We start from the raw sequence: 26,523 nt of genomic DNA on the forward strand, positions 1-26,523 counted from the left end.
ACACCCATACAATCCAGGATCTGTACCCATGCGCTGGCAGCCGGCTGAACACCGCTATGAGAAAATGCTCTACAACAGATGTGGGCGATCCGGCCTGAAACTGCCGGCGATCTCGCTCGGCCTGTGGCACAATTTCGGCAACGACACGCCGCACAAGACCAAGCAGGCGATCGCGCGCAAGGCCTTCGATCTCGGCATCACCCATTTCGATCTCGCCAACAATTACGGTCCGCCGCCGGGCTCGGCCGAGATCGCCTTCGGCGAGATATTGCGCACCGACTTCGCCAGCTATCGCGACGAGCTGATCATCTCGACCAAGGCCGGCTATGAGATGTGGGCAGGGCCTTACGGCGAATGGGGCAGCCGCAAATATGTGCTGGCGAGCCTCGACCAGAGCCTGAAGCGGATGGGGCTCGACTATGTCGACATCTTCTATTCGCACCGCTTCGATCCGGATACGCCGCTTGAGGAAACGATGGGCGCGCTCGACCATGCGGTGCGTTCCGGCAAGGCGCTCTATGCCGGCATCTCGTCCTACAATTCGCAGCGCACGCGCGAGGCGGCCGACATATTGAAGCAGCTCGGTACGCCCTGCATCATCCATCAGCCGAGCTATTCGATGCTCAACCGCTGGGTCGAAGAGGACGGACTGCTCGATACGCTGGAAGGGCTCGGTGTCGGATCGATCGTGTTCTCGCCGCTGGCGCAAGGCATGCTGACCGACAAATATCTCGGCGGCATCCCCGAGGGTAGCCGCGCCAGCCAAGGCAAGTCGCTGCGGCCCGCCTTCATCAACGAAAAGACCATCGCCAATATCCAGGCGCTGAACGCGATCGCCGGCAAGCGTGGCCAGACGCTGGCGCAGATGGCGCTAGCCTGGGTGCTGCGCAAGGGCCGGGTCACCTCGGCGCTGATCGGCGCCAGCCGGCCCGAACAGGTCGAGGACTGCGTCGGCGCGCTCAAGGTGCTCGAGTTCAGCGATGCCGAGCTCGCCGAAATCGACACTTACGCACGCGAGTCCGACATCAATCTGTGGGCGGCGTCGGCCGAGCGCAAGGGACCGCCACGGAAGTAAGCGGAACAGCCGGCACCGGACATGAATCAAAACGGCGGGAAAGATCCCGCCGTTTTGCGTTAATCAAGCTTCGGGCTCGTTCAGGGCTTCTTGGCCGTGCCGAGACCGGCCTTGGGGGCCGCCGCGGCTGCCGGAGCCGGGGTCTTCATCTTGGCTTCGATCCAACCGGTATAGTTGGCCAATCGCGTGTAGATGCCATAGGCATTCTTGTGGCCGCAAGCGGCGGTGCCGTCGGACGGACCTTCGCCCCAGGAGACGACGCCGACCTGGACGGGACCGCTGGCGCCGGTCATGAACAGCGGACCGCCGCTGTCGCCGTTGCAGGCGTCGCGTTCGCCGCTGTCGGTGCCGGCGCAGATCATGTTCTTGGTCAGCGGATCCGACATATCGGCGGCGATCGCATTGGCGGCGGCATCGATGCCCTTTTCCGAATAACGCATCCGGTGGGAGAGATCGCCAAGTGCCGCCTTCAGGTCATGCGCATAGATCGACTTGATGCCGCTGTTGCAGGCAGCGCTCGGCTCGAGATCGAGATCGGCCACCATCAGCGCGGTCGGGAAGGTGCCGTCCTGCATCTTGCCCCAGCCGATGACCGTGGTCTTGCCGCTGTCTGGCGTCGGCTCATTGGTGATCTTGATGACCGGCGCGTCGGCGGGCTCCGCCAGCCGGAGCAGGCCGAGATCATTGTCCAGCGTCTGTTCGCTGTAGCCCTCGTTGACGATAACCTCGACCACCTTGTAGCGCTTGCCTTCGGTAAGATCGGTGGCGCCGGTCAGCACGGTCACCGTATCGGGCGAAATCGGTCGGCCCTTGTCGTTGAGGCAGTGCGCCGCCGTCAGCACCCATTGCGGCGCGATCAGGCTGCCGCCGCAGAATTGCGCGTTTGGCTGCGAGGCCGGGCTGGGATCCAGCCGGGCGCTGGTCAGCAGCGCCACCTGGAACGGATAGGCCCCTTTGTCGGCTTCCTTGCCGCCATAGACGCGGTCGGCGCCGTCGGGGTTCTCGGCCTTGGCCTTGTCCCGGGCTTCGGCAACGCGCTGCATCGGCGAGACCGCCGCTTCCGGCCTGACGGCGTCGTCGGCTGCATAGAGCGCGTTGACGGCGGGGAAAGCGGCCGCGATGCCGAGCAGCGATGCAGCGGCAAGCGGCCTGAACCGATGGATAATGTTCACCTTGAAACCCTCCTGAGATGAAAATTGCCGAGCCATGCCGCCATGACGCATAACCAACAGAAGCGGTAGCGGTACCTCGATCGCCTTCTGCCAGAACGAACGACATCCGCGCGGTCATAAAACCGAAATACCACTTTTGCTAATCGTGCCCCATCGGGCAGAGCCCACCCAAACCCTATAGCCCCCCACGGGCTACGTGGAAGCGATTTGTCATTGCCAATGTTGGATTATTTTAGGCAGTATATCGACGCGGGTGCGTTTGGCGGAGGGCTTTAACGAGGCCGCCCGGACCGATGATCCGATACGGGCGGGTAACCAAACTAATTTTTTAACTCCACCACGATCTCGACAATATTTCTGTATTTTGCTCCACTCCTTGCTGACTTTTGGGAGAGTCTCACCATGACGAAACTGACAAGCACTATCATTGCGTCCGCACTGCTATCCACCGCACTGTGGACGATGCCTGCCTTCGCCGCCGATCCCGGCTCAGCGAATGCCGGCAATGGCGAAAGCATGCGCGATCTCGGAACGGGCGACTACCAGCCCGGCCGTGCAAAGCCGATCGCTCCGCCGAAACTGACCGAAGATGAAGCCAGCCGGGCAGCGCCGCTGACCGACGAGGGCACGGCGGTCAAATCCTATGGCATCGTCGGACGTTCCGCCGATGGCAAGGACATCAAGATCGATGCAGGCGAGACGCTGAAGGACCTTGTCATCAAGGAATTGAACGCGCCCGCCAACACACCGAACGCCGACAAGACCGGATTGACGGGCGGCGACGAAGCCGGCCGCCAGGTGTTCGGGGCCGACGATCGCGAGCAGATCAAGAACACCAAGACCTACCCGTTCACCGCGATCGGCTATATCGAAGGCAAAGCCAAGAGCGGTTATGGCAGCTGCTCGGGAACCCTGATCGGTCCGCGCACGGTGCTCACCGCCGCGCATTGCCTCTACAGCAATGAAGACAAGGCTTGGCTCGACGACGTCATCTTCGTGCCGTCGCTCAACGGCAACACCGCCGACGATGCACCGTTTGGCGCTTTCAGCTACGAAAGCGTCTATATCCTGCAGGGCTTCATCGACAATTATCAGGGTTACTACGGCTCGGTCATTCCGTGGGACCTCGGCATCATCACGCTGAAGCAGGATGTCGGCACCAATCTCGGCTGGCTGGGTTATGCCAACTATGAGAACCTCGGCGATTTCACCGCCAACATCGTTGGCTACCCCGGCGACAAGCCGATGGGTACGATGTGGAAGGCGACCTGCGAAGTGAAAGCCGAAAACATCGGCGCGGAGTATTTCCAGTACGACTGCGACACCTATCCGGGGTCGAGCGGCAGCTCGGTCTACGCCTATGACAATGGCGCCAAGCAGCGCGTCGTCACCGGCGTGAACGTGGCCGAAAGCCCCAACGCCAACACAGCGGTGCGCCTGAACGCTGCCAACGTGGCGTGGATCAACAGCCTGTACAAATAAGGCCCGATCTTTCGCCGGCAAACAGCGGCGAGAACCAGCATTAGCAAACCGGCGGCGGGACGTTCCTGCCGCCGGTTTTTTGTATCGAAACACCTCCCTTGCACTGTGTTGCAGCGGTGCTTACGCTAGGCGATCCAAGGGGTTGGGTAAGATGGCGCGGGCAAGAATGCTCTTCGGGGTCAAAGCGATGGCGGCTGCATCCATGCTGGCCGCACTGACATGCTTTTCCGCTATGGCCGATCAAGGCGGTGCCACACCCGATGGCGCCTGGGCCGAGCGGGTGCAAATCCTCTATAAAAGCGAAACACGTTCGGTGCTGCGCAAGAATGTACGGGTCTGGGATTCCCACCCGGAATTGGGTCTTGATTTCACCTGGGAGCCGGCAGCCGGCGTGTCGCCGGACCGCACCGTCGCAGCCGACGGCACCGTCAACGGCAAGGGCAGGCTGGTCTGGCGCGTACGCGGCTCGGCGAGCTACGACCCCAAGACGATCTATTCCAGCTATTTCGGCGAGATCAGGAATGGCCGCCCCGATGGACAAGGCCGGCTGGAGCTGCGTTCAGGCGAGATTCTCGACGGCCGTTGGGTCGCCGGCCAGCTCGACGGCCATGCGATCCATGTCGATGCCGACGGCAATCGCTATGAAGGGCAATTCAGGGCCGGTGTGCCGAATGGCGAGGGCAGGCTGGAGACGAAGACAGGCAAGATATTCGTCGGCTCTTTTGCCGATGGGCTGAAGGACGGCAAGGGACGCACCCGGTTGGCCGGCGGCACCGTCTACTGGTCGCAATGGGCGATGGGCAAGGAGATCGGCGGTGCGCGCCCCGATGTGCTGGCCGATGCCAGAGTGGGCGGGTTGCTCAAGGCGCAGACCGGCGGCGGTTCCGCCGACAAGGTCGAGATCGGCATTGCCGTCGACCAGCGCATGACGCAGCAGGCCGACATGCAGTACCAGCATCTCGTGGGCGACGAAGACATCGCGATCTATCCGGTGTCGGACCAGTACAACGATGCCTGGAACGGCACCGGAGAGATTCGTACCGGCAATGTCTATGAAGGCATGGACTGGGAGACGGCGCCGGCCTTCGCCGAAGTCGACCTCAAGACCACCGACCGGTCGAGGGTCAAGATCGACAGCCTGGAAATGAAGGTGGCCGCGAGCGAGGCCTACCGCAAGCCGATGCTGTCGATCAGCGAGCATTATGGCTGCGTCGGCTTCCGCCCCGACTTCTCGATCGTCAACAATGGCTGGGGCGACGTGAAAGACATGAAGATGTCGATCCAGTTCACCAGGACCGACGAGGAGGACAACGCGACCGGCGAGCCGAGCCGCACGTTCACGAAGGACATCGGCACTTTCGGCGACGGCGTCGACGTCTCGATCAAGAACGTGCTGATTGAAGCCGGCGTCGACACAACCACGCTCGAGACCGAGCGCTTCACCTGCCCGTCAAGGGACAGCCTGGATGTCTGCCGCGCCCAGGTGGCCAACAAGGTCAAGTTCGGCGACGTTGCCGATTACATCAGCGGCAGCGTCGAGAAAATGAGCGTGACCGGGATTGGCAAGCTCGATTATTCCTGGGCGGACGATCAGGGCGCTGTCTACCAGCAGAGCGAGCCGTTTCGCGTCATCGTCTCGCTGGTCAGCATCGAGGTCCCAGAATCGCTCGCCGAATGCGGCGATGGCGGCGGCGCGTCGCCCGAAGCGCTGCGCTACCAGAACATCGAATTTCCGATCGGCAAGACCGATTACAGCATCCCCATGCCGGTGCGCGGCAACAAGAATCTCAGCGCCTACACGGCACGGCTGAAAATGTGGTCGTCAATGTCGTCGATCCATCGCTTCAGCATCGCCGCCCATTTCGCCGATGGCAGCACACGCGAGAGCAAGCCGGCCACGTTCTTCTATTTCAGGCCGAAGCAGTCGCTGTTTGAAACCAGCACCAAGCCGGCGGTCTGCTATCTGCCGGAAGATCTGCAAGGCTGTTGAGGTCCTGTCACGTCCTTTCGGGAATCGCGTTATTTCGAGCCCATCTCGAAATAATTGGGCAGCGGGATCAGCCGGGCAAAGATCGTGCCCTGGCTGAACACCCTGAGTTCCAGCATCGACCCGGACGATCGTTCGGCCTTCTGGTCGAACAGGAAATTGCCGAGCGAATAGATCTCCGCAACATCGCCGCCGCCGAGCGGCAGGATCGCCTCGCTCGATACATGCGGATGGCCGCCGACGATTGCCGTGACACCGCGCAGCCGCATCTGGTCGGCAAGCATCTCCTCGCGCGGCGATGGCTCGGTCTTGTACTCGCGGCCCCAATGGACGAAGGCGACCACTGGCCGCTGCGCATTGTCGTGCAGCAGCCGGTCGAGCAGAGCGGGCGTCAAAAGGTCGGTGTTCCTGGAGCCGTTGGTATCGATGTCGGTCAGCCCGACCAGGTCGAGATCGGCAAGCGCCAGCGTCTCGCCCTGGCCGAAATGGGTGATGCCGGCGGCGTCCAGAGCGGCCAGCGTCTCGGCATAGCCTGGCGGGCCGAGGTCATAGGCGTGATTGTTGGCAAGGCTGACAGCGGCGACATGCAATTTCTTGAGCATGTCGATGGCGAGGTCTGCGGGCATGGCCAGCGTCATGTCGTCGATCGCTTCAGGGACGTTGGGCAGGATCACGCCTTCGAGATTGACGATCAGCGGCCGCGAGCGGGTCAGGGCCAGCACGCTTTCGACGATCTTCTCGGCAACACCGTCGCGGACCAGGATCTTCTTCATGGCGCGGCCGAAATTCACGTCGCCCGCGAAATAGTAGAGCTTGTCGTCGGGACGGGCAGGATTGTTGAAGCCGGGGCCGAAGGCGCCGAACAGCGCCACGACATAGCTGGTGGTGCGCTCGACATAGTCGCTTGAATGCGCCTGCGAGTTCTCGTTGGCGACGACCAGCGGCGCAGCACCGGACAGTTCGCGCTGCAGCCTGGTCTGGATATAGAGCGCACCGACCGAATCGGCGTGATCCGGCTGGCGCAGCGCCGCGATGCCGTCGAGCGAACCGGCGGCGAGCATGTTCAGCGTCTGCTGGTCGAAACGCCTGGCTTCGTGCTGCGGCAGATAATGCGAGAAATCGGTGGATTCGACGATCAGCGTGTCCTTGTCGACGATCGCTTTCAGCGCCTGCGCCAGCCGGTCCCAGTCGGCTCGCTTGGCTTTGACCGACATCGCCACCGGCACGATGGTTGCCTCGGGAAAATAATGGTGCAGGAAGGGCAGCATGGCCTGCACGCCATGCTCCCTGGCGAACAGGCAGGAGTCTTCGACCATGTCGCTGTTCGCTTCCAGAAGGTGCACGGCTTCCGTGTCGGCCTGGACTGGACCGAGCACTGTTTCAAAACCGCGCGGCGTCGTGGCGAAGAGTTTCTGCGTCTCGTGGAAATGGTCCGGCGACAGGATGACGATGCGCTTGTAGCGGAAGCCGGACGCGGCGTGGAAACCGAGTGCGACGAGATCTGCGACGAGCAGGTGGTGGGGGACTGTGATGCCGGTGAGGCGTTGGTTGGACGGCTCGATTCTGGCGACGGCGGCGATGGCGTCGGTGAAGAGTGTGGGGTCGGAGTAGAAGGACGGGAAGTTTGTGTCGCCGGGCGGGCAGGTGATGGGGGCGGCAGACGCTTGAAGCACTGAGAGGATAAGCAAGGCGGTGGCAAAGACCAGAATGCTGGTCCGTGCCCAGGCACCCCCCGCTGTCCTGCCGGACATCTCCCCCGCAAGGTGGGAGATTGGATGTCGCCTCGACTTTCGCCAATCATCAACCTTGAAAATAGATCTCCAGCAATGAAGAGACTGATCTCCCCTCTTGCGGGGGAGATGGCCGGCAGGCCAGAGGTGGGTGCCTGGGTGCCGACCTCTCACGGCTCAGCCAGCACAATGTTCTCCACGCCGCCGACATAGTAGAACGGCTTCTGCTTGGACGCGGTCAGCCGCAGCACTTCGCGCGAAATATAGTCGGCGAGGCCGAACAGCGTCACGCCGCCGTCGGAGGTCTTGGCCCGGCCGCGCAGGCCTTCGAGGATCGAATAGGTGAAAACGCCATGGCCGAGCTCGGGCATTTCGGCGGCGGTGTTGTTGGCAGCGGTGGCCGAGAAGACGACGATGCGTGCGTCCTGCGCGTCTTTTTCCAGGCGCGGGTTGAAGGCGTTGGCGGCGTGGCAGGTGTCGAGCAGCATGAAGCGCATGCCCTTGGCCCGCTCAACCGATTTCTGGATGTCGCCCCAGTCGACCAGCGAGGAGCGCTTCCAGCGGTCGGCATCCTGTTTGCGGCCGTCCGTGGGGATGAAATAATAGTCTTCGTCGATGTTGATGCCGTGACCGGCGACGAAAATGATGGTGGTGTCGTTCTCGCCGGGTCTGTCGAGGAAGTCGGCGAGCTGGTCGCCGATGGTGTCGGAATCCGGTTCCAGGATGGTGTCGGCGCTGGCGACCTTGAACACGTCCTTGCCGGAATCGGGCGCCTCATCCAGCGCTTCGCGGTTGACCAGAACCAGCGTCTCCATCGCCGAAAACAAGGGCGCGGATTTCTGCGAGATCACCTTGAGGAATTCGGTGGCGTCATCGACGGGATAGCGCAGATCGCAGGCGTGGCCGGCGCATGCATCGGTGAGGAAAGGATATTTGTCGACGCCGATCACGGCGACGTAGAGCTTGCCCTTGTTGGCGGGCTTTTCGGTTTTCCTGCCAAGTGCTGTGACACTGCGCTCGGTCAGATAGCCGAACTCGTTGGTGCCGGTGATGCGAATGGTATTTTCGCCATTCTCGACCGGCACTTCGACGATGGTGCTCTTGCCACCATCGATTGACCGTGCGGTGACATCGCCGACATTGCGGCTGTTCGACAGGATCGAAAATCCGGCGACATCGGCGCCGGCTTCCTGCGCGCCCGAAATCTCGACGGCGACATAGCCCTCGCGGACGTTGCTCTGGTCGGCGGCAAGCTTGATGCCGAATTCCGGCGGTTTGCGCTCGAGCAGCTTTTCCAGCTGGCGGTCGACGCCGGGGCGCATTTCCTGGACCGCCTGTTCGGCGCTGCGCAGGATGATGGCCCGGCGCACCATTTCCGGGCTCCAGAGATATTTCTTCAGCTGGCCGGCGCTGATGAAACGCCCTTCGTGGTCGCGGCCCTGATTGACGTGCCAGCCGATCAACTTGTCGCCATCGGCGGAGGAATAATAGTAGCCCTGCGGCATCCAGGCGATCCATTCGGAGCCGGCGAAGAACATCGACACGATCAGTTTGTGGCTCTTCAAATTCCACAGCCGCACGGTCTGGTCGGCGCTGCCGGTGACCAACAGCCCTTCCTTCTCGACGGCAACCATGGCGTTGATCTCGCCGGTGTGGCCGGTGAATTCACCCGATACCTCGGCGGTCGCGGTTTTGTATTCCAACAGCGTGCCGTCGCTGCCGCCGGTGATCAGGCCAAGCCCATTGCCGATCAGCGTGTAAGCCGAATGGAGGAAGCCATTGGTGGCGGCATTCTCGATGCTGTGCATCACCTTTCCGCCGCTCGCGATTTCGAGCACGGCATTCTCCAGGCCGTCCTTGCCGCCGGGGACGGCGCGAAGCGACCACTCACCGTCGGTCAGTGCCGCGCGGGCATAGGCGCCCTGTTCCGCCAACGCCTCCGGGTCCTCGAAGAACCGCTCGGCCGTCGGTAGCGCCAGCACCTTGTCCAGCGTGCCCTGCAGCTCGGGACAGGACACGCGTTCAGGGCAGGGGTTGGTGTTGCCCCAACCGATGGAGCTGCTCGCCGCATCGATCCCGATCGCCGTCACCGGTTCGCCGACCCCTTGCAGCAGCGCCTTGCGCTCGCCGGTCATGGGGTTCCAGACCTGGATGGCGTTGCGGGTGCCGCCGGCTGTCGCCACCAGCGAGCCGTCGGCATTGCCGGCGCCAGCAAAGACCGTGCCGTCATGGCCGTTATAGTCGAGCAGTTGCTCGCCGCTGTCGGTATCCCAGACCACCGAGCGATGCTTGTCGGCGCAGCGATAGCTGCATGACGCCACAAGCCGCGAACCCGTGGCGAAGCTCAGAGCGCCGATCTGGAAATCCTGCTTCGGCATGGCGCGGACGAATTTGCCGGTGCTGGCCTGCCAGAGCTGGACGTCGCCGTCCTTGCTGCCGGTGGCGAACAGGCTGCCATCCAATGACACGGCGAGTGCGGCGACGCCGACATCGCGCAGCGGCTCGGCCTCGGCGGGCAAAGGAATTTCCTCGGCCTTGGCGACGTCCCAGAGCCGGATGCCATTGTCGGTGGTCGTCGCTGCCAGCCGGGTTCCCGCAGCGGCGAAGGCGAGCTTTTCCACACGCCAGGAATCGGCATCGAGTTTTTCCGCCAGCGTCCAGCCCGACGCGGATTTGTCGTCCGCCCGCCAGAGGTAGACGAAACCATCGCCACCGCCGGCGGCGAGCGTGTTTCCGTCGGGTGAAAAGGCGACATCATAGATGGCATAGTCGGCGGCCTTGAGCACGGTTTTGATCTTGCCGGTGGCGAAATCGAACAGCCTGATATCGCCATAAGGGGGCTTGTCGCCGATGCCGGCGCCGAAATAACCGCCGGCGGCGATCGTCTTGCCATCCGGCGACACGGCAATCGCAAAGACCTTGCCGTCATTGCCATTGCCAAGATAGCCGCGAATGGTGCGGAGCGTCACCCCGCTCTGCCAGTCCCAGATGCGGATGGCCTTGTCATCGGACGCCGAGACCAGTCCCTCGCCGTCCGGCGTGAAGGCAAGATCGGTGACCCTGGCGCTGTGGCCGCCGGTGTTGAGATCGAGATGGAAATCGAGGTCCTCGGCACCGGCGGTTGACGTTAACGCCAGAAGACCGACCAGGATTAGCCACCGGATAGCACGCAAGGGATGGGAGCTGCCCGGCACCTTGTTGCGCCGCTATTTGGAGTCGGCGGGCGGCGGCGACCCGTGACCCACATAATTCTCGATCGCCTGGGCATAATTGGCGGAACCGGCCTTGCGTTCTTTTTCGATGTAGCCGGCAAAATAGCTCCAGAACGACACCGCATAGTCGCGGAAATAGGCATCGGCGACATCGCGCGAACAGAGTTTGCCCTCAACACAGATGGAGAGACGATTGAGGAAATAGACGATGCGATCAAAATTGTCGTTGAAATCGGCGATCGGCATGGTGCCGCCGCCGGCAGTCATCGCCTCAATGCCAATGCGTTGCCGGAAGACCTGTTCCTCGGTCGGCGACGGCGTGGCGCTGAGCAGATTGTCGTATTTGGCGTTGAGCGACGAGAGGCGCTCCTTGAGCGCGCGCTGCGCCTGCTGAAAATCCTTGCTTTCCCAAAGCTCGACCAGCGACATCGTCTGCTCGACGCGCTTCTGTTCCTGGTTTGCGAGAAACTGGAAGACCGAGAAGGCCAGGGTGAAGATGATCGCCAGGCGCACGGCGAGACCCGACCAGGCGTAGATCAGCATGCGCCAGTCGCGGTCGGTGAAGGGGTTGGCTTCCTTCTTGATCTCGTGACTGCTCGGCCACGGAAAGCCTTCGGTGGTTTCGGGCAAGGTCGCCGGCTTCTTGGCCGGCGGAGGCGCCGATGTGGCCGGCGATTTCTGCGTTGCAGTGCCCCCCGGCTTTTTCATCCGCAGCTGTCCAGTTGGATGGTGGCGGTGGGGTCGAGCACGATGCCGGGTGTCTCCAGCTTCTTTTTCAGGCAATCGAGCTGCGTGCGCGAAATCATGAACTGCACGTCCGGTTCGGCAGCCGCCTTGCTGGGTGACGGCAAGGGCTCGACCACGCCGCGCGAGGCGCAGCTGGAGAGATCGACGACAACGGCCGTGCTGCCGGTCTTGGCGATCTGGTCGTACTGGTCGAGAAAGCAGGTGGCGAGCTCGGAATTGGTGACGATCTGCTTGGCGCACAGGCCGCAATTCTCGTCCGCCGAGGCGCTGGCAACCAGCAACAGGCTACCGGCAAGGCCGACCGTCGCTGCATGCCAGGAGAGCACGGGGATAGTCACTGATGTCCTCATCTGTTGCATCCAGCCGCGGCGCATAGAAGTGTCGCGAGCCGGGAATGTTCATATATCACGCCGGCAAGAGCCGGCGAAGCGATGTCAGGTCAGGCGCGGGGCACCGTCTCCATCGGGAAGATCATCACCGCGCCTTTGGGACCGCTCTTGTCGGCAAGCCGCATCACCGAGCGCGTCGCCGGCGCCATGCCGATGTCGGCCAGCATGTCGGAAAAACCAGGCGTTCCCGATGCGGCACGCGTCACGGCGCGCACGCCTTCCTGGGCAAGAAAGCTCAGATCCTCTTTCTCGCTCTGCGGCGGCGCCTCGGTCAGCACGGCAATCATGCGCTCCATGCCGAAGCTGGTGTCGGTGAAGGCGAGCAGCCCTTCCTTCAGGCCCTGATCGGCCTGCTGGTTGATCGGCGCCAGCCGCTCGGCGACGATATGGGTGATCGAATAGTCGCTGCCGATGTAGAGCACGTTGATGTCGACGAACTCGTCGGACCCGTTCTTGGCCGCAATGTGTACCTGATCGCCCGGCGAAACGCGCGGCACCGTCGAGGATTCGATCGGCTCCAGCACATCGCTGTCCTGGCGCTTGATCAGGAACTGGACGCTGACCTCGTCCGGCCGGTAGTCGGACGCCGCGGCGAGCCGCGACAGGCCGGTGGCGCGGAAGATCGTGGTCAGGTTCTTGGCTGTGTTTTCCGCAAGCTTGTCGCGGCCATCCTGATGGATGACGATGCGCGGCGGCTTGCTGCCGTCCTTCAAGCTGATGTCGCCGGACGCCGGCAGGAACCACAGCGCCGGTTCGTCGCTGGCGTTGGCGGCAGCGCCGTCCATGGATTTTTCGCGCAGCACCGCAAGCCGCAGATCGGCGCTCTTGCCGGGCTCGACCAGCGCGATGTGGAAGCCGGACTTCGGCTTCGCCACCAATTCGTCCAGAACCGAATTGACCAGCTCGGTTTCTTTATCGAGCCCTGCGGTCGGCGCCGGCTTTGCCACCAGCAGCTTGTAGTCGACTGCGAGTTCGGCAACGCGCGCATAGGCGCCGGCGGGCACCGCCGTCGGCGCAAGCGCCGGCTTGCCGTCGAATTCGACCGGTGCGAGCTGGCTTTCGAGGTTTTTTGCCAATTTCACTTCGAGATAGCCGACGGCGTCGGAGAGCTTCGACAGCGCCGAAGGCAAAATGGCGAGCTTGCTGCCGGGGGTCAGACCCTGCAGCAGCCCGGCGCCGATCGCGACATCGCCGTCCTTGACGGCAATCGGCCATTGCATGACGGCGTCGGTCTTGTCGGTGCCGAACACGCGGGCGTCCAGTTCGCCCTCGAACAGGGGCGTCGGCCTTGTGCGGCCGTCGGCCGAATATTGCTGCAGCACGGCCTGGCCGAGCTGGCGATAGGTGACGTTGGGGTTCTCGGCCAATTTCGACAGGATGGTGAAGGTGAACAGGCCGAAGCGCGGCGCGTCGGGCGTGCCCTTGGGCAGCGGCATTTCCGGCGTCGTCTCGACCGTCTGCGCGGCATAGAAGGCGACCAGCTTGCCCCTGGCGATCGGCTCTGCGCCGGTCGGCGTCAGGTTGAAGGCCGGCTTGCGGCCGCCATTCTCGTCGAAACCGCGCGATGCGCTTGCCGAGATGTCGTCATAGGCCTTCACCGCCGCTGCTCTCGCCGCGTTGTCGCCGCCGACGAGGTCGGCGAACTCGACCTTGCGCTCCAGTTCGTCATCGACTTCCGCGGCGCGCGTCGCGGTGCCCGAATGGCAGCAGTCGAACACCACCCAGACAAAGGCGCCCTTGTCGCGGATGGCGTCGAGTGCGGCGCCGACCTCGTTGTCGACCAGCGCGTTCGGCACGCCCTCTTCGCGGTTGATCCATTTGTCGATATCGGACGGCAGGAAAATCTCGTCGAGGCCGTCGGTCTCGTCACCGGCCTTGGCTTGCGGCTGCTGGGCGCCGTGGCCCGACAGATGCAGATAGACGAAATCGTCGCGTTGCACCTTGCCGGCGAGGTCGGCAAGGGCGGCCTTGATCGCCGCATGCGTCGGCGGGCCGTTGGCGCCTTCGACGTCCTTGGCGAGCAGGATCACATTCTCGGCCGAGAACTTCACCGGATCGGGCGTGTTCTTCAGGAGATAGTCGCGCACCAGGCCGGCATCGTTCTTCGGCCCGATCAGCCAGTTCTTCTGCGGCAGGTTCGGATAGTCGGTGCAGGCAACCAGCAGCGCGTGATAGGTGCGCGAGGCGGCGAGAGCGCGGAACGAAACCGTACCGGCAGCCACAAGCGCCGACGTGCCGACGAGCAGCGTCCGTCGTGTCAGTTTGATCATAATTGCTTCCCCAAGCCCGATCGAATTTGCAAGTGCGGCACCTTTCGTCGCGAATCTTGTCAGTATTTTGAATGTGGTCGGTGCCGTCAATCGGCGGTGGTGGTCATGGTGTCGATGGCGATAACGGAAACAGTGGCAAAAAGCCTGCTTCATCGCTATCTCAAGAGAATTGAGACCGTCGCATGGCAGAAATGATTTGCGAGCGGCGCTGGATCAAACAGATGGAACGATGTCGTCCGAGAACCGCTCCACACTTTTCGGCATCATGCTCTAAACGATCGGAAAACGGGATCATGGCGGCAAGGGATGTGCTGACGAAGAATCAGCTGAGCGTGCTCGAAAAGCTCGAGGCCGCCAGCGGACCGCTCAGCGCCTATACGCTTCTCGACCAGCTGCGCGAGCGCGGTTTCCGCGCGCCGCTACAGGTTTACCGGGCGCTCGACAGCCTGGTGAAGTCAGGCTTCGTGCACCGGTTGGAAAGCCTCAACTCCTTCGTCGCCTGCGCCGAACCGCACGACCATACGCATTCGATGACAGCCTTCGCTATCTGCGACACATGCGGGCAGGTGATGGAGATGTCCGACCATGACGTCGACCATCGGCTGGACGAATGGGTGCGCTCGACCGGGTTTGCTGCGAAGAAGGCGGTGATCGAGTTTCGAGGGACGTGTGCCAAGTGCCTGGCTGAGGCTGCCTAACGTTTCGACGCTGGCGGGACAGCACCCCCTCTGTCCTGCCGGACATCTCCCCCGCAAGGGGGGAGATTGGCAGTTCAAGCGCTGCGCCCATTGCAGCAACGTCGGAGATTGGCGAAACCGGAAGTGGCGGCTGATCTCCCCCCTTGCGGGGGAGATGCCCGGCAGGGCAGAGGGGGGTGTGAAGGATCGCGGCGTATCCGGCGCTAATGCGCCTCGTCCCAGTTGTTCGCTGCGCGGGCATCGACATGCAGCGGCACCGACATCGAGATGGCCGGCATCGGCGCGTTCTCCATCACCCTGCGCACCACGGGGATCGTCGCCTCGACTTCCGCTTCAACCGTCTCGAAGATCAATTCGTCATGCACCTGCAAGAGCATGCGGGCGGACAGGCCGGCCTTTTCCAGCGCCTCGTCCATATGCACCATGGCGCGGCGGATGATATCGGCAGCGGTGCCTTGCAGCCTGGCGTTGATCGAGGCGCGCTCGTTGAAGGCACGGATCGACGGGTTTGACGACCGGATCTCAGGATAGTGGATGCGGCGGCCGAAGATGGTTTCGACGAAGCCATGCTCGCGGGCATAGGCTTTTGTTGCCTCGATATAGTCGCGGATGCCGGGGAAACGCTCGAAGTATTTCTTGATGTAGGCGCCGGCCTCCTCGCGCGGGATCGACAGCTGGTTGGCCAGCCCAAAGGCCGAGATGCCGTAGATGATGCCGAAATTGATCGCCTTGGCGCGGCGGCGCACTTCGGAAGGCATGCCTTCGACCGGCACGTTGAACATTTCCGAGGCGGTGATGGCGTGGATGTCGGCGCCATTGGCGAAGGCCTGCTTCAACTGCGGGATCTCGGCGACGTGGGCAAGCACGCGCAGTTCGATCTGGCTGTAGTCGGCCGAGACCAGTTTCTGGCCCTTGTCGGCGATGAAGGCCGTCCTGATCTTGCGTCCCTCCGCGGTGCGCACCGGGATGTTCTGCAGATTGGGATCGGAGGAGGACAGCCGGCCCGTCGTCGTTGCGGCCAGCGCATACGATGTGTGCACGCGCCTGGTGTCGGGATGGATGAAGCCGGGCAGCGCGTCGGTGTAGGTCGATTTCAGCTTGGTCAGCTGGCGCCAGTCGACGATCTTGCGCGGCAGTTCGTGGCCTTCGGCGGCGAGGTCTTCCAGAAGCTGCGCGGAGGTCGACCATTGCCCGGTCTTGGTCTTGGAGCCGCCGGGCAGGCCCATGCGGCCGAACAGGATGTCGCCGAGTTGCTTTGGCGACCCGATGTTGATGCGCTCGCCGACAAGGCCGTAGATCTCCTCCTCCAGCCGTGCAGCGCCTTGCGCCAGCTCGCCGGAGAGCCGCGACAGGATCTGGCGGTCGACCGAGATGCCGCGCTGTTCCATCCGCGCCAGCACCGGCACCAGCGGCCGTTCCAGCCGCTCATAGACCGAAACCAGGCCCTTGGCGGCAAGTCGCGGCTTCAGCACCTGCCATAGCCGCAGCGCTACGTCGGCATGGCCGGCGGCGTAGGCGGTCGCCCGGTCGATGTCGACCTGCTCGAACCCGACCGAGCTTCTGCCGGAACCGGCGAGATCCTTGAGCGGCGTCGTGGCATGGCCGAGCCATTTGTCGGCAAGCGAGGACAAAGTGTGGTGGCCGGTGCCGGCGTCGAGCACATAGGAAATCAACATCGTGTCGTCGAAGGGTGCGATATCGATGCCGTGGCGGCTCATGACGACGATGTCGTATTTGGCGTCCTGGGCGATCTTGAGCACCGATTTGTCTTCCAGCAACGGCTTCAGCAGCGCCAGCGCCTCGCGGACCGGAATCTGGTTCTCCAGCGTGCCGCCGCCGAGCAGGTCGCCAGCGCCGCTCTTGTGGGCGAGCGGCACATAGGCGGCGCGGCCGGGGCCGATCGCCAGGGAGAAACCGATGAGGTCGGCCAGCATCGGATCGGAAGACGTGGTTTCGGTGTCGAAGGCGACGGTTCCGGTCTCCTTGGCTTGGGCCAGCCAGGTCTTGAGCGTTGCCGTGTCGCGGATGGCGACATAGGCGGCAGGATCGATTTTGGCCGCGGCGGCCGTTTCCAGGCGAAGTGCGGCAAGCAGCGAAGGCGCGTCCCCGGCCCTTGCGGTTTCGGATTTGGCTTCATCCTGTGTTGCCGCAGGCACCGGTGTGCCGGAGCCGACATCGGGGCCGTGCGCGGTGTCGGCGCGCTCGACGGTGACGGCGACAGCCTGCACATCGCCGGCTTCGGTGCTGGTCGCCTCGGCCACACGGCGGGTCAGCGAGGTGAATTCCATGGTTTTGAGAAAGCCGATCAGCTTCGGCCCATCCGGCGCATGCAGCACGAAATCGTCGAGCCCGTCGGTCACCGGCACGTCGTTCTTCAGCGTCACCAGCTGGCGCGATATGCGCGCCTTGTCGGCATTGGCGATGATGGATTCGCGCCTCTTGTCCTGCTTGATCTCGCTGGCCCGGGCGAGCAGCCCGTCAAGGTCGCCGAACTGTTCCAGAAGCTGCGCCGCCGTTTTCGGCCCGATGCCGGGTACGCCCGGCACATTGTCGACGGAGTCGCCGGTCAGCGCCTGCAGGTCTATCATCTTTTCCGGCGGCACGCCCCATTTCTCGATGACTTCGGGGATGCCGATCTGGCGGTCCTTCATCGGGTCGTACATGCCGACCGTGGGTCCGACCAGCTGCATCAGATCCTTGTCAGAGGAGATGATAGTGGTGTCGCCGCCGGCCTCGCACGCCAGCCTGGCATAAGTGGCGATGAGGTCGTCGGCCTCGTAGCCTTCGATCTCGATGCAAGGCAGGTTGAAGGCCACGGTTGCCTGGCGGATCAGACCGAATTGCGGGATCAGGTCTTCGGGCGGTGCGTTGCGGTTGGCCTTGTATTCCGGGTAAAGATCATTGCGGAAGGTTTTCGACGAATAATCGAAAATGACCGCTAAATGCGTCGGCACGATGCCTACATCGGTGTTGCGGGCGTCCTGCATCAGCTTCCACAACATGTTGCAGAAGCCGGAGACCGCGCCGACCGGCAGCCCATCGGATTTGCGGGTCAGCGGCGGCAGCGCATGATAGGCGCGAAAGATGTAGCCGGAGCCGTCGATAAGGAAGAGATGGTCGCCTTTTTTCATGCCGGCAGGGATAGCGCGGCAGGACGGCGCGGTCCATGGCAAAGGCGGGCTTCCAACAGGTGTTGCGGCGACATGCTGACAGAGCCTGCCTGCCGATAGGTCCTGCTGCTGTTTGCCTCGGCGCTCACGGCTATGTTACAAAAGTGTAATTTTTGTGCCCTTGAAACGCCACGATCCGAGACACAAATAAAGGTCATCGGCAGTTTTCGCCGAGTCCGGAGCAAGGCCCGTCCCCCGCCTATCCCGGACAATTGCGGCAGCCTATCCCCCCTCTCCGGGCTGCCGCATCGTTTCGAGTAAAAGACCGCCGTGGTTCCCCTCCACCACGGCGGTTCTTTTTTGCCTTCTGACAAGTGTTTACGGTCCGTGGTCCAACGATCGCGGGCTTTTCGTTTTGATGCGCTGCCTTTACGGTCCCGGCACCGAAAAGAAAGGCCCGCAGTAATGTCCACCATTTCCTCCGTCCTCGACCGTCTCGACAAAAATCTCGACCAGAGCCTGGAGCGCCTGTTCGGCCTGCTCCGCATCAAGTCGATCTCCACCGATTCAGACTATACCGCCGACTGCCGCAAGGCCGCCGAATGGCTGGTGGCGGACCTCAAGCTGATCGGCTTCGACGCTTCGGTGCGCGACACGCCGGGACACCCGATGGTGGTTGCGCACCATGAAGGCCCCGCCGGTTCGCCGCATGTGCTGTTTTATGGCCATTACGACGTGCAGCCGGTCGATCCGATCGAGCTTTGGGAGAACGACCCGTTTGCGCCGGCGGTCAAGGAGATCGAGCCCGGTCACAAGGTAATCACCGGCCGTGGCTCGGCCGACGACAAGGGGCAGCTGATGACCTTCGTCGAGGCCTGCCGCGCCTGGAAGCAGGTGCATGGCAATCTGCCCTGCCGCATCACCATCCTGTTCGAGGGCGAGGAGGAGTCCGGTTCGCCGTCGCTGAAGCCGTTCCTCGAGGCCAATGCCGATGAGCTCAAGGCCGATTTCGCTCTGGTCTGCGACACCGGCATGTGGGACCGCGAAACGCCGTCGATCTGCGTTTCGCTGCGCGGAATGGTCGGCGAGGAGGTCACCGTCAAGGCCGCCGATCGCGACCTGCATTCGGGCCTCTATGGCGGCGCCGCCGCCAACCCGATCCGCATCCTGGCGAAAATCCTCGCCGACATCCATGACGAGAACGGCCACATCACCATTCCCGGCTTCTATGACGGGGTCGAGGAAACGCCGTCGCAGATCCTGAAATCATGGGAAACTCTGGGCGAGACCGCCGAAACCTTCCTCGGACCGATCGGCCTCTCGATCCCGTCGGGCGAAAAAGGCCGCTCGGTGATGGAACTGACCTGGGCGCGGCCGACGGCCGAGTTCAACGGCATCATCGGCGGCTACACCGGCAAGGGGTTCAAGACGGTGATCGCGGCGGAAGCGTCGTCGAAAATCTCCTTCCGCCTCGTCCACAAGCAGGACCCCGAGAAGATCCGCGCCGCGTTCCGGGAATTCGTCAAGGCGCGCATTCCCAGGGACTGTTCGGTCGAATTCCACCCGCATGGCGGCGGGCCGGCAATTCAGCTTTCCTACGACTCGCCATTCCTGGCCAAGGCCAAGACTGCGCTGTCGGATGAATGGCCGAAGCCAGCGGTGACGACCGGCAGCGGAGGCTCGATACCGGTGGTCGGCGACTTCCAGACCTATCTCGGCATGGAATCGCTGCTGGTCGGGTTCGGGCTCGACGACGACCGCATCCACTCGCCCAACGAGAAATACGAGCTGACCTCCTTCCACAAGGGCCAGCGCTCCTGGGCGCGCATTCTCGATGCGCTGACGCGCTGAGGAGGCTGGGAAGTTTTCTTGTTGATTTTTCAGCGGATCGCGGCGAGGACGAGTTACGCCGCGATCCGGAGACAACTATGGCCGACATCCGCTTCCACAAGAACGATCTGCCCGACCTCGCCCACTACAATGTCGACGCGGTGGCCATCGACACCGAGACGCTGGGCTTGAACCCGCACCGCGACCGGCTGTGCGTGGTGCAGATTTCGCCCGGCGATGGCTCGGCCGACGTGATCCAGATCGCGCCCGGCCAGAAGAAAGCGCCGAACCTCGTCAGCCTGCTGCGCAACCGCGGCATCACCAAGCTTTTCCATTACGGCCGTTTCGACCTCGCCGTGCTGTACAACGCCTTCGGCGTCATGCCGGAGCCGGTGTTCTGCACCAAGATCGCCTCGCGGCTGACCCGCACTTATACCGACCGGCACGGCTTGAAGGACATCTGCTTCGAACTGCTTGGCGTCGGCCTGTCGAAGGCGCAGCAATCGTCGGACTGGGCGGCCGAGACCCTGTCGCCCGAACAGCTCGAATATGCCGCTTCCGACGTTCTCTATCTGCACCGTCTGCGCGAGGTGCTGGCTGGACGCCTGGCGCGGGACGGGCGCACCAAGGAAGCCGACGCCTGCTTCCGCTTCCTGCCGACGCGTGCCAAGCTCGATTTGATGGGTTGGGACGAAGAGGATATTTTTGCCCACAGCTGATGGCCTTCGGATAACGCTTCCGGCAGCCTTGGAACCAGACACGCGTCGTGGCGTTTCTGTCGACTCAATGAGGGGGATGACGTGGCAGACCGCAAGCCGATAGCGACCGCCCCGACGGATGGCTCCAAGGTCACTGTCCTGTGGAAGGACGGCGCCGGCGTCGTCAGCGAATCCGTCGGGCAATATCGCGACGGCGCCTGGTGGGTCTACACCGACAGCGATACCCAGAAAAAGGTCGACCCGACCAGCTGGCGGCCAGTCTCCAGCGACGATGACGACGATCAATGAGCGCCGCTGGCGGGTGCAACTGCTTTCGCATAGCCTGAAGTCGTTGATATCGAGGCCGATTCGGGGCCTTCCGCTCCGTAGCCTCTCTTCCTGGAGGAACGCGTCATGGGCATCGAAAGCCTTCTCATCTTCATCATAATCGGCGCCATTGCCGGCTGGCTCGCCGGCCTCATCGTCTCGGGCTTCGGCTTCGGCCTCATCGGCAACATCATCGTCGGCATTATCGGCGCCCTGATCGCCGGCTGGCTATTTCCAAGGCTCGGCTTCGCTATCGGCGGCGGCATTCTGGCTGCCATCATCAACGCCACGATCGGCGCCGTCATCCTGCTGGTGCTGGTCAAGGTTCTGAAGCGAGCTTGACGCTCTAAGTTTTCATTCAACGCAATTCCTCAGGAGAAAGCCTGTGCTTTCCTGGAATTGCTGCCAAAGGAGCGCGCCGTGAAACAGAACACTCTCTATCTCCTTGTCGGCGCGCTCGTTGTCGTGGTCATCGCGCTCGGTGCATATGTCTATCACGAACAGACCAAGCCCAAGGGCGTCGAACTGAAGATCGACGACAAGGGCATTTCGATCCAGCAGAATTGAAATATTCGGGGTAGCCAGGGCCTCTGCCTTTTGCGGCAGACAGGCCGCGAGGATGCGGCTTTCGGACCCAGTTGGCGGCAGCGGATTTTTAGAAATTCTTAAGGAATTTCAGAAGGGTGCATAAACCCTGCTTTAACGCGCCCTTAAACCGCCGCATCTACCCTCCAACCCGAGCGCCATTGACACCGGGAAGACAGCGCAACGCATGGCGAACCGCAGAGACAGTCGCATCGAACCCAGCTTCGAGGGATCGCCAAAGGCGAAATCCGCGGCCGGTTTTTCGGTGAACGAGGAGGATCGGGTCGTGCCGGCCAATCGCAAATCATCTTCGGCGCGCAAAACCTCCAAGGCAAAATCATCGTCACGCGGCAAGCGCGGCAAACCCCGGCGCGGGCTGTTCGGCGTGACGGCGCGGATGTTCTACTGGTGCTTCGTGCTCTGCATCTGGGGCGGCATCGCGGTGGCCGGCATTGTCGTCTATTACGGCGCCAAGATGCCGGCGGCCACCACCTGGTCGATCCCCGACCGCGCGCCCAACATCAAGATCGTCTCGGTCGACGGGCAACTGCTTGCCAACCGCGGCATGAGCGGCGGGGAGGCGGTCGGCCTGCACGAAATGTCGCCCTACATTCCGGAAGCCGTCATCGCCATCGAGGATCGCCGCTTCTATTCGCATTTCGGCATCGACCCGATCGGCCTGTCGCGCGCCATGGTGACCAATGTTCTGGGCCGGCGTTTCTCGCAGGGCGGCTCGACGCTGACCCAGCAGCTGGCCAAGAACCTGTTCCTGAAGCCCGACCGCACGCTGGAGCGCAAGGTGCAGGAAGTGCTGCTGTCGCTCTGGCTGGAGCACAAGCATACCAAGGACCAGATCCTCGAAATGTACCTCAACCGGGTTTATTTCGGCTCCGGCGCCTATGGCGTCGAGGCGGCCTCGCGTCGCTATTTCGGCAAGAGCGCGCGCGATGTCACTCTGTCGGAGGCGGCCCTTCTCGCCGGCCTCTTGAAGGCGCCGTCGCGACTGTCGCCGGCGCGGGATCCGAAGGCGGCGGAGGAGCGTTCGCAGCTGGTGCTGGCCGCCATGCGCGACGAAGGCAAGATCAGCGCCAAGGAACTGGCCTCGGCGATGAGCGCGCCGGCAACGCGCGCGCCATCCTATTGGACCGGCTCGGAAAACTATGTCGCCGACACCATCATGGAAGAATTGCCCGATTTGATTGGTGACGTGCGCAGCGACATCGTCGTCGACACCACCGTCGACCTCAACCTGCAGAAGCTCGCCGAACAGTCGATCCGCCGGCTGATCGACGAGAGCGGCAAGAAGCTCAATGTCAGCCAGGGCGCGCTGGTCTCGATCGACAATTCCGGCGCCGTGCGCGCCATGGTCGGCGGCTACGACTATTCGACCAGCCAGTTCGACCGCGCCTCCGAAGCACGCCGCCAGCCGGGCTCGGCGTTCAAGCCGTTCGTCTATATGGCCGCGCTGGAAGCCGGCCGCACGCCCGACAGCGTGCGCAACGACGCACCGATCAAGATCGGCAAGTGGACACCGGACAATTACGGCGGCAAGTATTTCGGCAAGGTGACGTTGGCGACCGCTTTGGCGAAGTCGCTGAATTCCGTCGCCGCACAGCTGACCATGGAAGTCGGGCCCGACGCCGTGGTCGAGGCGGCGCACCGTATGGGCATTCAGTCCGATCTGATCGCCAACACCTCGATCGCGCTCGGCACTTCGGAGGTGACGCCGCTGGAGCTGACATCGGCCTATGTGCCGTTCGCCAATGGCGGCTACAAGCCCGACATCCATTTCATCCGCCGCATCACCACGACCGAAGGCAAGGTGCTCTATGACGACAATGGCGACAGCGCGCCGCGCGTCGTCAAGCAGAACATTGTCGGCATGATGAACTCGATGATGACCGGCACGGTCGAGATCGGCACGGCGAAGAAGGCGGCCTTCGCCTGGCCGTCTGCCGGCAAGACCGGAACCAGCCAGAATTCGCGCGACGCCTGGTTCGTCGGCTACACTGCAAACCTCACCACCGGCGTGTGGTTCGGCAATGATGACGGCACGCCGATGAAGAAGGTCACCGGTGGCGCGCTGCCGGCACAGGCCTGGCACGAGTTCATGGTGGCCGCGCATGAAGGTGTGCCGGTCCGGCCGCTGCCCGGCACCTGGAAGTCGACGCCGCCCGACACCATCGTGCCCGACGATATTCCGTCAGTCGATAACAATCAGGCGGCGCCGTTGCCTGCCGTGGCCGTCAGCCGTTCGGAGCCTGCTGCTGCGCCGGCACCTGCTGCTGTACCGGCACAAGCACCGGTCCGCCGTCCGGCCGAAACGGTCGATGCCGACGGTTTCAACATGCCGGGCGACGGCGGCACCACGGCCTCGATCAAGCACCCGGTACCGCCGGGCAGCGTCGGCGGCCCGGCCAAGAAGCGGAAAACCTCAATCCTGGATATTCTCGGCGGCGGCTGAGCGGCTCGTCATTCTGGCTTCAAACCAATGGCTAGCTGGCAATCCGTTCCTCATATGAGAGCTGCGGTGACAATTCGGCCTCTCGCCACCTCCGCGGCATTCGGCTACATCTCCGGCCGGAGTGACAGACATGGCTGAGACCGACACCAGAAAAACCATCGTGCTGACCGGAGCCAGCCGCGGCATCGGCCATGCCACGGTCAAGCGCTTTTCCCGTGAGGGCTGGCGGGTCATCACCTGTTCGCGCCAGGCTTTTGCCGAGGATTGCCCGTGGCCAGCCGGCCCAGAGGACCACATCAAGGTCGATCTCGCCGACCAGGAGGATGTCGGCATCGCCGTCTCGGAGATCCGTCACCGGCTGGAAGCGCATGGCGGGCAATTGCACGCTCTGGTCAACAATGCCGGCATTTCGCCAAAGCTCAAGGACGGCAACAGCCGCATGGATTCGATCGACACGCCGATGCATGTCTGGCGCGATGTGTTCCAGGTCAATTTCTTCGCGCCGATCATGCTCGCGCGGGGCCTGTTCAAGGAATTGGCGGCGGCGAAGGGCTCGATCGTCAACGTCACCTCGATCGCCGGCACCCGCGTGCATCCCTTCGCCGGTACCGCATATGCGACATCGAAGGCGGCGCTCGGTTCGCTGACGCGCGAGATGGCGCATGATTTCGGCCCGCACGGCATCCGCGTCAATGCGATCGCGCCGGGCGAGATCGACACCGCGATCCTGTCGCCGGGCACCGACAAGATCGTCGAGACGATCCCTCTCAGGCGCCTCGGCGCCACGGCTGAGGTCGCCGACATCATCTTCTTCCTGTGCTCGCAGCAGGCGTCCTATGTGACGGGCTCGGAAATCCACATCAATGGCGGCCAGCACGTCTGAGCACTGACAGACTGCTCATTCGGCGATGGTGAGAACAGCCTTGCCGCTGAAGCTGCGCTGTCGCAGGGCGTCCAGAGCCTGGGCGATGTCTGTCCACGGCACGGTCATGGACACGCGGGTTTCCAGCCGGCCAGCCGCGACCAGAGCGAGCAGCGAGGCGATGTCCACGCCAATGGCTGGACCGGATGTGTAGTAGGCGAAGGTCTGAAGCCTCGCACCCTCGTGGCCGGGAACGAACTGCCTGAAGCCAACCGGTGTGAGTTCGCCGCTGCTCGAACCGAACATGACGATGGTACCGCCCGGCGCGACGCGCTCGATAGCGAGTGCTAGGCTTTGGCCGCCGACCGACTCGGTGATCAGCGAGAATGGTCCTTCAGCCAGTTCGATCGACTCGACAACCTGTTTGGCACCAAGGCTGCGCAGATCCTCGGCATGCCGGGCAGCGGCGATTGCGGTCACCGCGGCGCCTTGCTCGCGGGCGAGCTGGATCTGGAAACGGCCGACCGCACCGCTCGCGCCGGTGATCAGGACCTGCTGTCCCGCGAGGTCGCCGCCATGGCGCAAGACCCTTAGGGCCGTCGTGCCCGCCACGGGAAGCGTGGCGGCGGAAACGAAGCTGACCTCATCCGGGATGACGGCGAAGCGGTCGGTCGGAACGGCGACCCGTTGCGCCCAGCCGGCCTCGTCGACCAAAGCCACAACCCGGGCGCCGACGGCAGGCCCGGAGCCATCGGCTGCCGCCCGTTCGACAATCCCTGCGATGTCCTGGCCGGGTATCCAGCCTTTTGGGCGTATGGTGAGCAGGCGCAGTTCGCCGCGGTTCAACGAGGTTGCGTGGACGCAGACAAGCGCTTCGTTGGCGAGGGGTTGAGGTTCGTTGGCCTCGGCAAACGTCAGTCCGGCGGGGCTGTCGGGAGAGATGACCAGGGCGCGCATGGGAAGCCTTCCTGCCGGTTTGTGAAATGCCAGCCAAGAACCAGAGCCTATCGACTTCCCGGATCAAAGAATTTAGCTATCATGGCGAATAGTCGCTAAAAGCCGTCAATCATGAGACAGCCTCTCCGCTACCCCTGGGTCAATTTCGACGTCGATGATGTGATCGCTCCTGCAATTGCGGTTCGCGTCGATGTCACCGAAACCAAAGCGGAAGTGGCGACCCATTGGCACCGCAAGGGCCAACTCGTCTTCGCGCTCGGCGGTGGCGTCACATGCCGCGTCCCGAGCGGCCTGTGGATGGTGCCGCCACATTGCGGGGTGTGGATTCCCGGCGGCATGGGACACAGCAATATCGCGACCGCCAATGCGCGGATTTTCTTCGTCTATATCGAGCCGGGAGCCGCCGATCTGCCGGACCGGTGCTGCACGCTGTCGATCTCGCCGCTGCTGCGCGAATTGATCATCGAGCTGGCCGACCGCATGGAGGAAGACGACGGGAAGGACGCGCTTTTGACTGGGATGCTGCTCTCCGAACTGCCGCGCATGCCTGTCCAGCAACTGCATCTGCCGATCTCCGCCGAGCCGCGCTTACGGCGGATCGCCGAAGCATTGGCGCAGGACCCCGCCGACCGCAGCACGCTTGCCGAGTGGGCCAACCGCGTCGCGCTCTCAGAAAGCAGCCTCGCCCGTCTCATTGTGAAGGAGACCGGCCTGAGCTTCGGCCGCTGGCGCCAGCAATTGCACCTGATCGTGGCCATACGGGAGCTGGCCTCGGGTGCCAGCGTGCAGCAGGTTTCGGGCGATCTCGGCTACGCCTCCGTCACCGCCTTCATCACCATGTTCAAGAAAGCGCTCGGCAAGCCGCCGGCAAAGTATCTCGCCAGCGTCGCGCATAATGGCGGCTCCGCCTTCGTGGCGTGATCAACGC

The 26,523-nt window shown here is 63.1% G+C and carries 20 protein-coding genes; 12 read left to right on the forward strand and 8 right to left on the reverse strand.

Annotated elements, in window-relative coordinates; all coding sequences use genetic code 11:
- Nucleotides 1-28: 28 nt before the first annotated feature.
- Nucleotides 29-1,075, forward strand: coding sequence for an L-glyceraldehyde 3-phosphate reductase (mgrA, locus tag NKI61_RS13505; protein WP_023683033.1), 1,047 nt, complete (start codon nucleotides 29-31; stop codon nucleotides 1,073-1,075).
- An 80-nt stretch (nucleotides 1,076-1,155) separates the two neighbouring features.
- On the opposite strand, the gene NKI61_RS13510 is transcribed toward mgrA, so the two are convergent.
- The gene (locus NKI61_RS13510) at nucleotides 1,156-2,247 is read right to left on the reverse strand and encodes a S1 family serine peptidase (protein WP_023714131.1); all 1,092 of its coding nucleotides are present in this window, start codon (nucleotides 2,245-2,247) and stop codon (nucleotides 1,156-1,158) included.
- Between the two features lie 402 nt (nucleotides 2,248-2,649).
- Between NKI61_RS13510 and NKI61_RS13515 the strand changes: the two genes are divergently transcribed.
- Nucleotides 2,650-3,729 (forward strand): trypsin-like serine peptidase, encoded by a 1,080-nt coding sequence (locus tag NKI61_RS13515; RefSeq protein ID WP_023733608.1) that lies wholly within the window; start codon nucleotides 2,650-2,652, stop codon nucleotides 3,727-3,729.
- A gap of 187 nt (nucleotides 3,730-3,916) precedes the next feature.
- Nucleotides 3,917-5,719 carry an MORN repeat-containing protein gene (locus tag NKI61_RS13520; RefSeq protein WP_352839769.1) on the forward strand — a complete coding sequence of 601 codons (1,803 nt, stop codon included), beginning with the start codon at nucleotides 3,917-3,919 and terminating at the stop codon, nucleotides 5,717-5,719.
- A 29-nt stretch (nucleotides 5,720-5,748) separates the two neighbouring features.
- Here NKI61_RS13520 and amrB read toward each other — a convergent pair whose 3' ends face one another.
- The 5 genes from amrB to NKI61_RS13545 all read right to left on the reverse strand — a co-directional run bounded on the left by amrB (nucleotide 5,749) and on the right by NKI61_RS13545 (nucleotide 14,064).
- Nucleotides 5,749-7,467 (reverse strand): AmmeMemoRadiSam system protein B, encoded by a 1,719-nt coding sequence (gene amrB, locus NKI61_RS13525; protein WP_352839771.1) that lies wholly within the window; start codon nucleotides 7,465-7,467, stop codon nucleotides 5,749-5,751.
- 149 nt (nucleotides 7,468-7,616) lie between these two features.
- Nucleotides 7,617-10,640 carry a hypothetical protein gene (locus tag NKI61_RS13530; RefSeq protein ID WP_352839772.1) on the reverse strand — a complete coding sequence of 1,008 codons (3,024 nt, stop codon included), beginning with the start codon at nucleotides 10,638-10,640 and terminating at the stop codon, nucleotides 7,617-7,619.
- Nucleotides 10,641-10,652: 12 nt separating this feature from the next.
- Nucleotides 10,653-11,366: a DUF4760 domain-containing protein gene (locus NKI61_RS13535; RefSeq protein WP_023804601.1), complete on the reverse strand. Its 714-nt coding sequence runs from the start codon at nucleotides 11,364-11,366 to the stop codon at nucleotides 10,653-10,655.
- Complete coding sequence (locus tag NKI61_RS13540) at nucleotides 11,363-11,743, reverse strand: hypothetical protein (protein WP_352839773.1); 381 nt, start codon at nucleotides 11,741-11,743, stop codon at nucleotides 11,363-11,365. The genes NKI61_RS13535 and NKI61_RS13540 overlap by 4 nt, the downstream gene beginning before the upstream one ends.
- 101 nt (nucleotides 11,744-11,844) lie before the next feature.
- On the reverse strand, nucleotides 11,845-14,064 hold the full coding sequence (locus NKI61_RS13545; RefSeq protein WP_023704223.1) for a caspase family protein: 2,220 nt from the start codon (nucleotides 14,062-14,064) through the stop codon (nucleotides 11,845-11,847).
- 293 nt (nucleotides 14,065-14,357) lie between these two features.
- Here NKI61_RS13545 and NKI61_RS13550 point away from each other — a divergent pair, with 293 nt between their 5' ends.
- Nucleotides 14,358-14,762, forward strand: coding sequence for a Fur family transcriptional regulator (locus NKI61_RS13550; protein ID WP_023669789.1), 405 nt, complete (start codon nucleotides 14,358-14,360; stop codon nucleotides 14,760-14,762).
- 203 nt (nucleotides 14,763-14,965) lie between these two features.
- Here the strand turns inward: NKI61_RS13550 and polA are convergent, their stop codons facing one another.
- On the reverse strand, nucleotides 14,966-17,893 hold the full coding sequence (gene polA, locus NKI61_RS13555) for a DNA polymerase I (protein ID WP_023700122.1): 2,928 nt from the start codon (nucleotides 17,891-17,893) through the stop codon (nucleotides 14,966-14,968).
- A 444-nt stretch (nucleotides 17,894-18,337) separates the two neighbouring features.
- On the opposite strand from polA, the gene NKI61_RS13560 reads away from it, so the two are divergent.
- The 7 genes from NKI61_RS13560 (at nucleotide 18,338) to NKI61_RS13590 (ending at nucleotide 24,659) form a co-directional block, all read left to right on the forward strand.
- Nucleotides 18,338-19,723, forward strand: coding sequence for a M20/M25/M40 family metallo-hydrolase (locus NKI61_RS13560; RefSeq protein ID WP_023698187.1), 1,386 nt, complete (start codon nucleotides 18,338-18,340; stop codon nucleotides 19,721-19,723).
- Between the two features lie 77 nt (nucleotides 19,724-19,800).
- The gene (locus tag NKI61_RS13565) at nucleotides 19,801-20,421 is read left to right on the forward strand and encodes a ribonuclease D (protein ID WP_031245915.1); all 621 of its coding nucleotides are present in this window, start codon (nucleotides 19,801-19,803) and stop codon (nucleotides 20,419-20,421) included.
- A gap of 81 nt (nucleotides 20,422-20,502) precedes the next feature.
- Complete coding sequence (locus NKI61_RS13570; protein ID WP_023683046.1) at nucleotides 20,503-20,709, forward strand: hypothetical protein; 207 nt, start codon at nucleotides 20,503-20,505, stop codon at nucleotides 20,707-20,709.
- 105 nt (nucleotides 20,710-20,814) lie between these two features.
- Entirely contained in the window at nucleotides 20,815-21,069 is a 255-nt protein-coding gene (locus NKI61_RS13575) for a GlsB/YeaQ/YmgE family stress response membrane protein (protein WP_023704219.1), read from the forward strand.
- Nucleotides 21,070-21,147: 78 nt separating this feature from the next.
- Nucleotides 21,148-21,294, forward strand: coding sequence for a hypothetical protein (locus NKI61_RS13580; protein ID WP_023686592.1), 147 nt, complete (start codon nucleotides 21,148-21,150; stop codon nucleotides 21,292-21,294).
- Between the two features lie 205 nt (nucleotides 21,295-21,499).
- Nucleotides 21,500-23,776, forward strand: coding sequence for a transglycosylase domain-containing protein (locus NKI61_RS13585; protein WP_023740824.1), 2,277 nt, complete (start codon nucleotides 21,500-21,502; stop codon nucleotides 23,774-23,776).
- 130 nt (nucleotides 23,777-23,906) lie between these two features.
- Nucleotides 23,907-24,659, forward strand: a complete 753-nt coding sequence (locus NKI61_RS13590; protein WP_023733595.1) for an SDR family NAD(P)-dependent oxidoreductase — start codon at nucleotides 23,907-23,909, stop codon at nucleotides 24,657-24,659.
- A 15-nt stretch (nucleotides 24,660-24,674) separates the two neighbouring features.
- On the opposite strand, the gene NKI61_RS13595 is transcribed toward NKI61_RS13590, so the two are convergent.
- On the reverse strand, nucleotides 24,675-25,595 hold the full coding sequence (locus tag NKI61_RS13595; RefSeq protein ID WP_023733594.1) for a zinc-binding dehydrogenase: 921 nt from the start codon (nucleotides 25,593-25,595) through the stop codon (nucleotides 24,675-24,677).
- A gap of 111 nt (nucleotides 25,596-25,706) precedes the next feature.
- Between NKI61_RS13595 and NKI61_RS13600 the strand changes: the two genes are divergently transcribed.
- A complete protein-coding gene (locus NKI61_RS13600) occupies nucleotides 25,707-26,516 on the forward strand; it encodes an AraC family transcriptional regulator (RefSeq protein WP_023733593.1) in 810 nt (269 codons plus the stop codon).
- The last annotated feature ends 7 nt before the right edge of the window (nucleotides 26,517-26,523 follow it).

Origin of the sequence: Mesorhizobium sp. M0514 (assembly GCF_040321145.1) — a bacterium.
Classification (GTDB): domain Bacteria; phylum Pseudomonadota; class Alphaproteobacteria; order Rhizobiales; family Rhizobiaceae; genus Mesorhizobium.

Bases quoted from the DNA above. Each gene is read 5' to 3' on its own strand.
- NKI61_RS13600 (WP_023733593.1), top strand. From the start codon at position 25,707: ATGAGACAGCCTCTCCGCTACCCCTGGGTCAATTTCGACGTCGATGAT.
- NKI61_RS13575 (WP_023704219.1), top strand. From the start codon at position 20,815: ATGGGCATCGAAAGCCTTCTCATCTTCATCATAATCGGCGCCATTGCC.
- mgrA (WP_023683033.1), top strand. From the start codon at position 29: ATGCGCTGGCAGCCGGCTGAACACCGCTATGAGAAAATGCTCTACAAC.
- NKI61_RS13595 (WP_023733594.1), bottom strand. From the start codon at position 25,595: ATGCGCGCCCTGGTCATCTCTCCCGACAGCCCCGCCGGACTGACGTTT.
- NKI61_RS13590 (WP_023733595.1), top strand. From the start codon at position 23,907: ATGGCTGAGACCGACACCAGAAAAACCATCGTGCTGACCGGAGCCAGC.
- NKI61_RS13520 (WP_352839769.1), top strand. From the start codon at position 3,917: ATGGCGGCTGCATCCATGCTGGCCGCACTGACATGCTTTTCCGCTATG.
- NKI61_RS13585 (WP_023740824.1), top strand. From the start codon at position 21,500: ATGGCGAACCGCAGAGACAGTCGCATCGAACCCAGCTTCGAGGGATCG.
- amrB (WP_352839771.1), bottom strand. From the start codon at position 7,467: ATGTCCGGCAGGACAGCGGGGGGTGCCTGGGCACGGACCAGCATTCTG.
- NKI61_RS13515 (WP_023733608.1), top strand. From the start codon at position 2,650: ATGACGAAACTGACAAGCACTATCATTGCGTCCGCACTGCTATCCACC.
- NKI61_RS13550 (WP_023669789.1), top strand. From the start codon at position 14,358: ATGGCGGCAAGGGATGTGCTGACGAAGAATCAGCTGAGCGTGCTCGAA.
- NKI61_RS13545 (WP_023704223.1), bottom strand. From the start codon at position 14,064: ATGATCAAACTGACACGACGGACGCTGCTCGTCGGCACGTCGGCGCTT.
- NKI61_RS13565 (WP_031245915.1), top strand. From the start codon at position 19,801: ATGGCCGACATCCGCTTCCACAAGAACGATCTGCCCGACCTCGCCCAC.
- polA (WP_023700122.1), bottom strand. From the start codon at position 17,893: ATGAAAAAAGGCGACCATCTCTTCCTTATCGACGGCTCCGGCTACATC.
- NKI61_RS13560 (WP_023698187.1), top strand. From the start codon at position 18,338: ATGTCCACCATTTCCTCCGTCCTCGACCGTCTCGACAAAAATCTCGAC.
- NKI61_RS13535 (WP_023804601.1), bottom strand. From the start codon at position 11,366: ATGAAAAAGCCGGGGGGCACTGCAACGCAGAAATCGCCGGCCACATCG.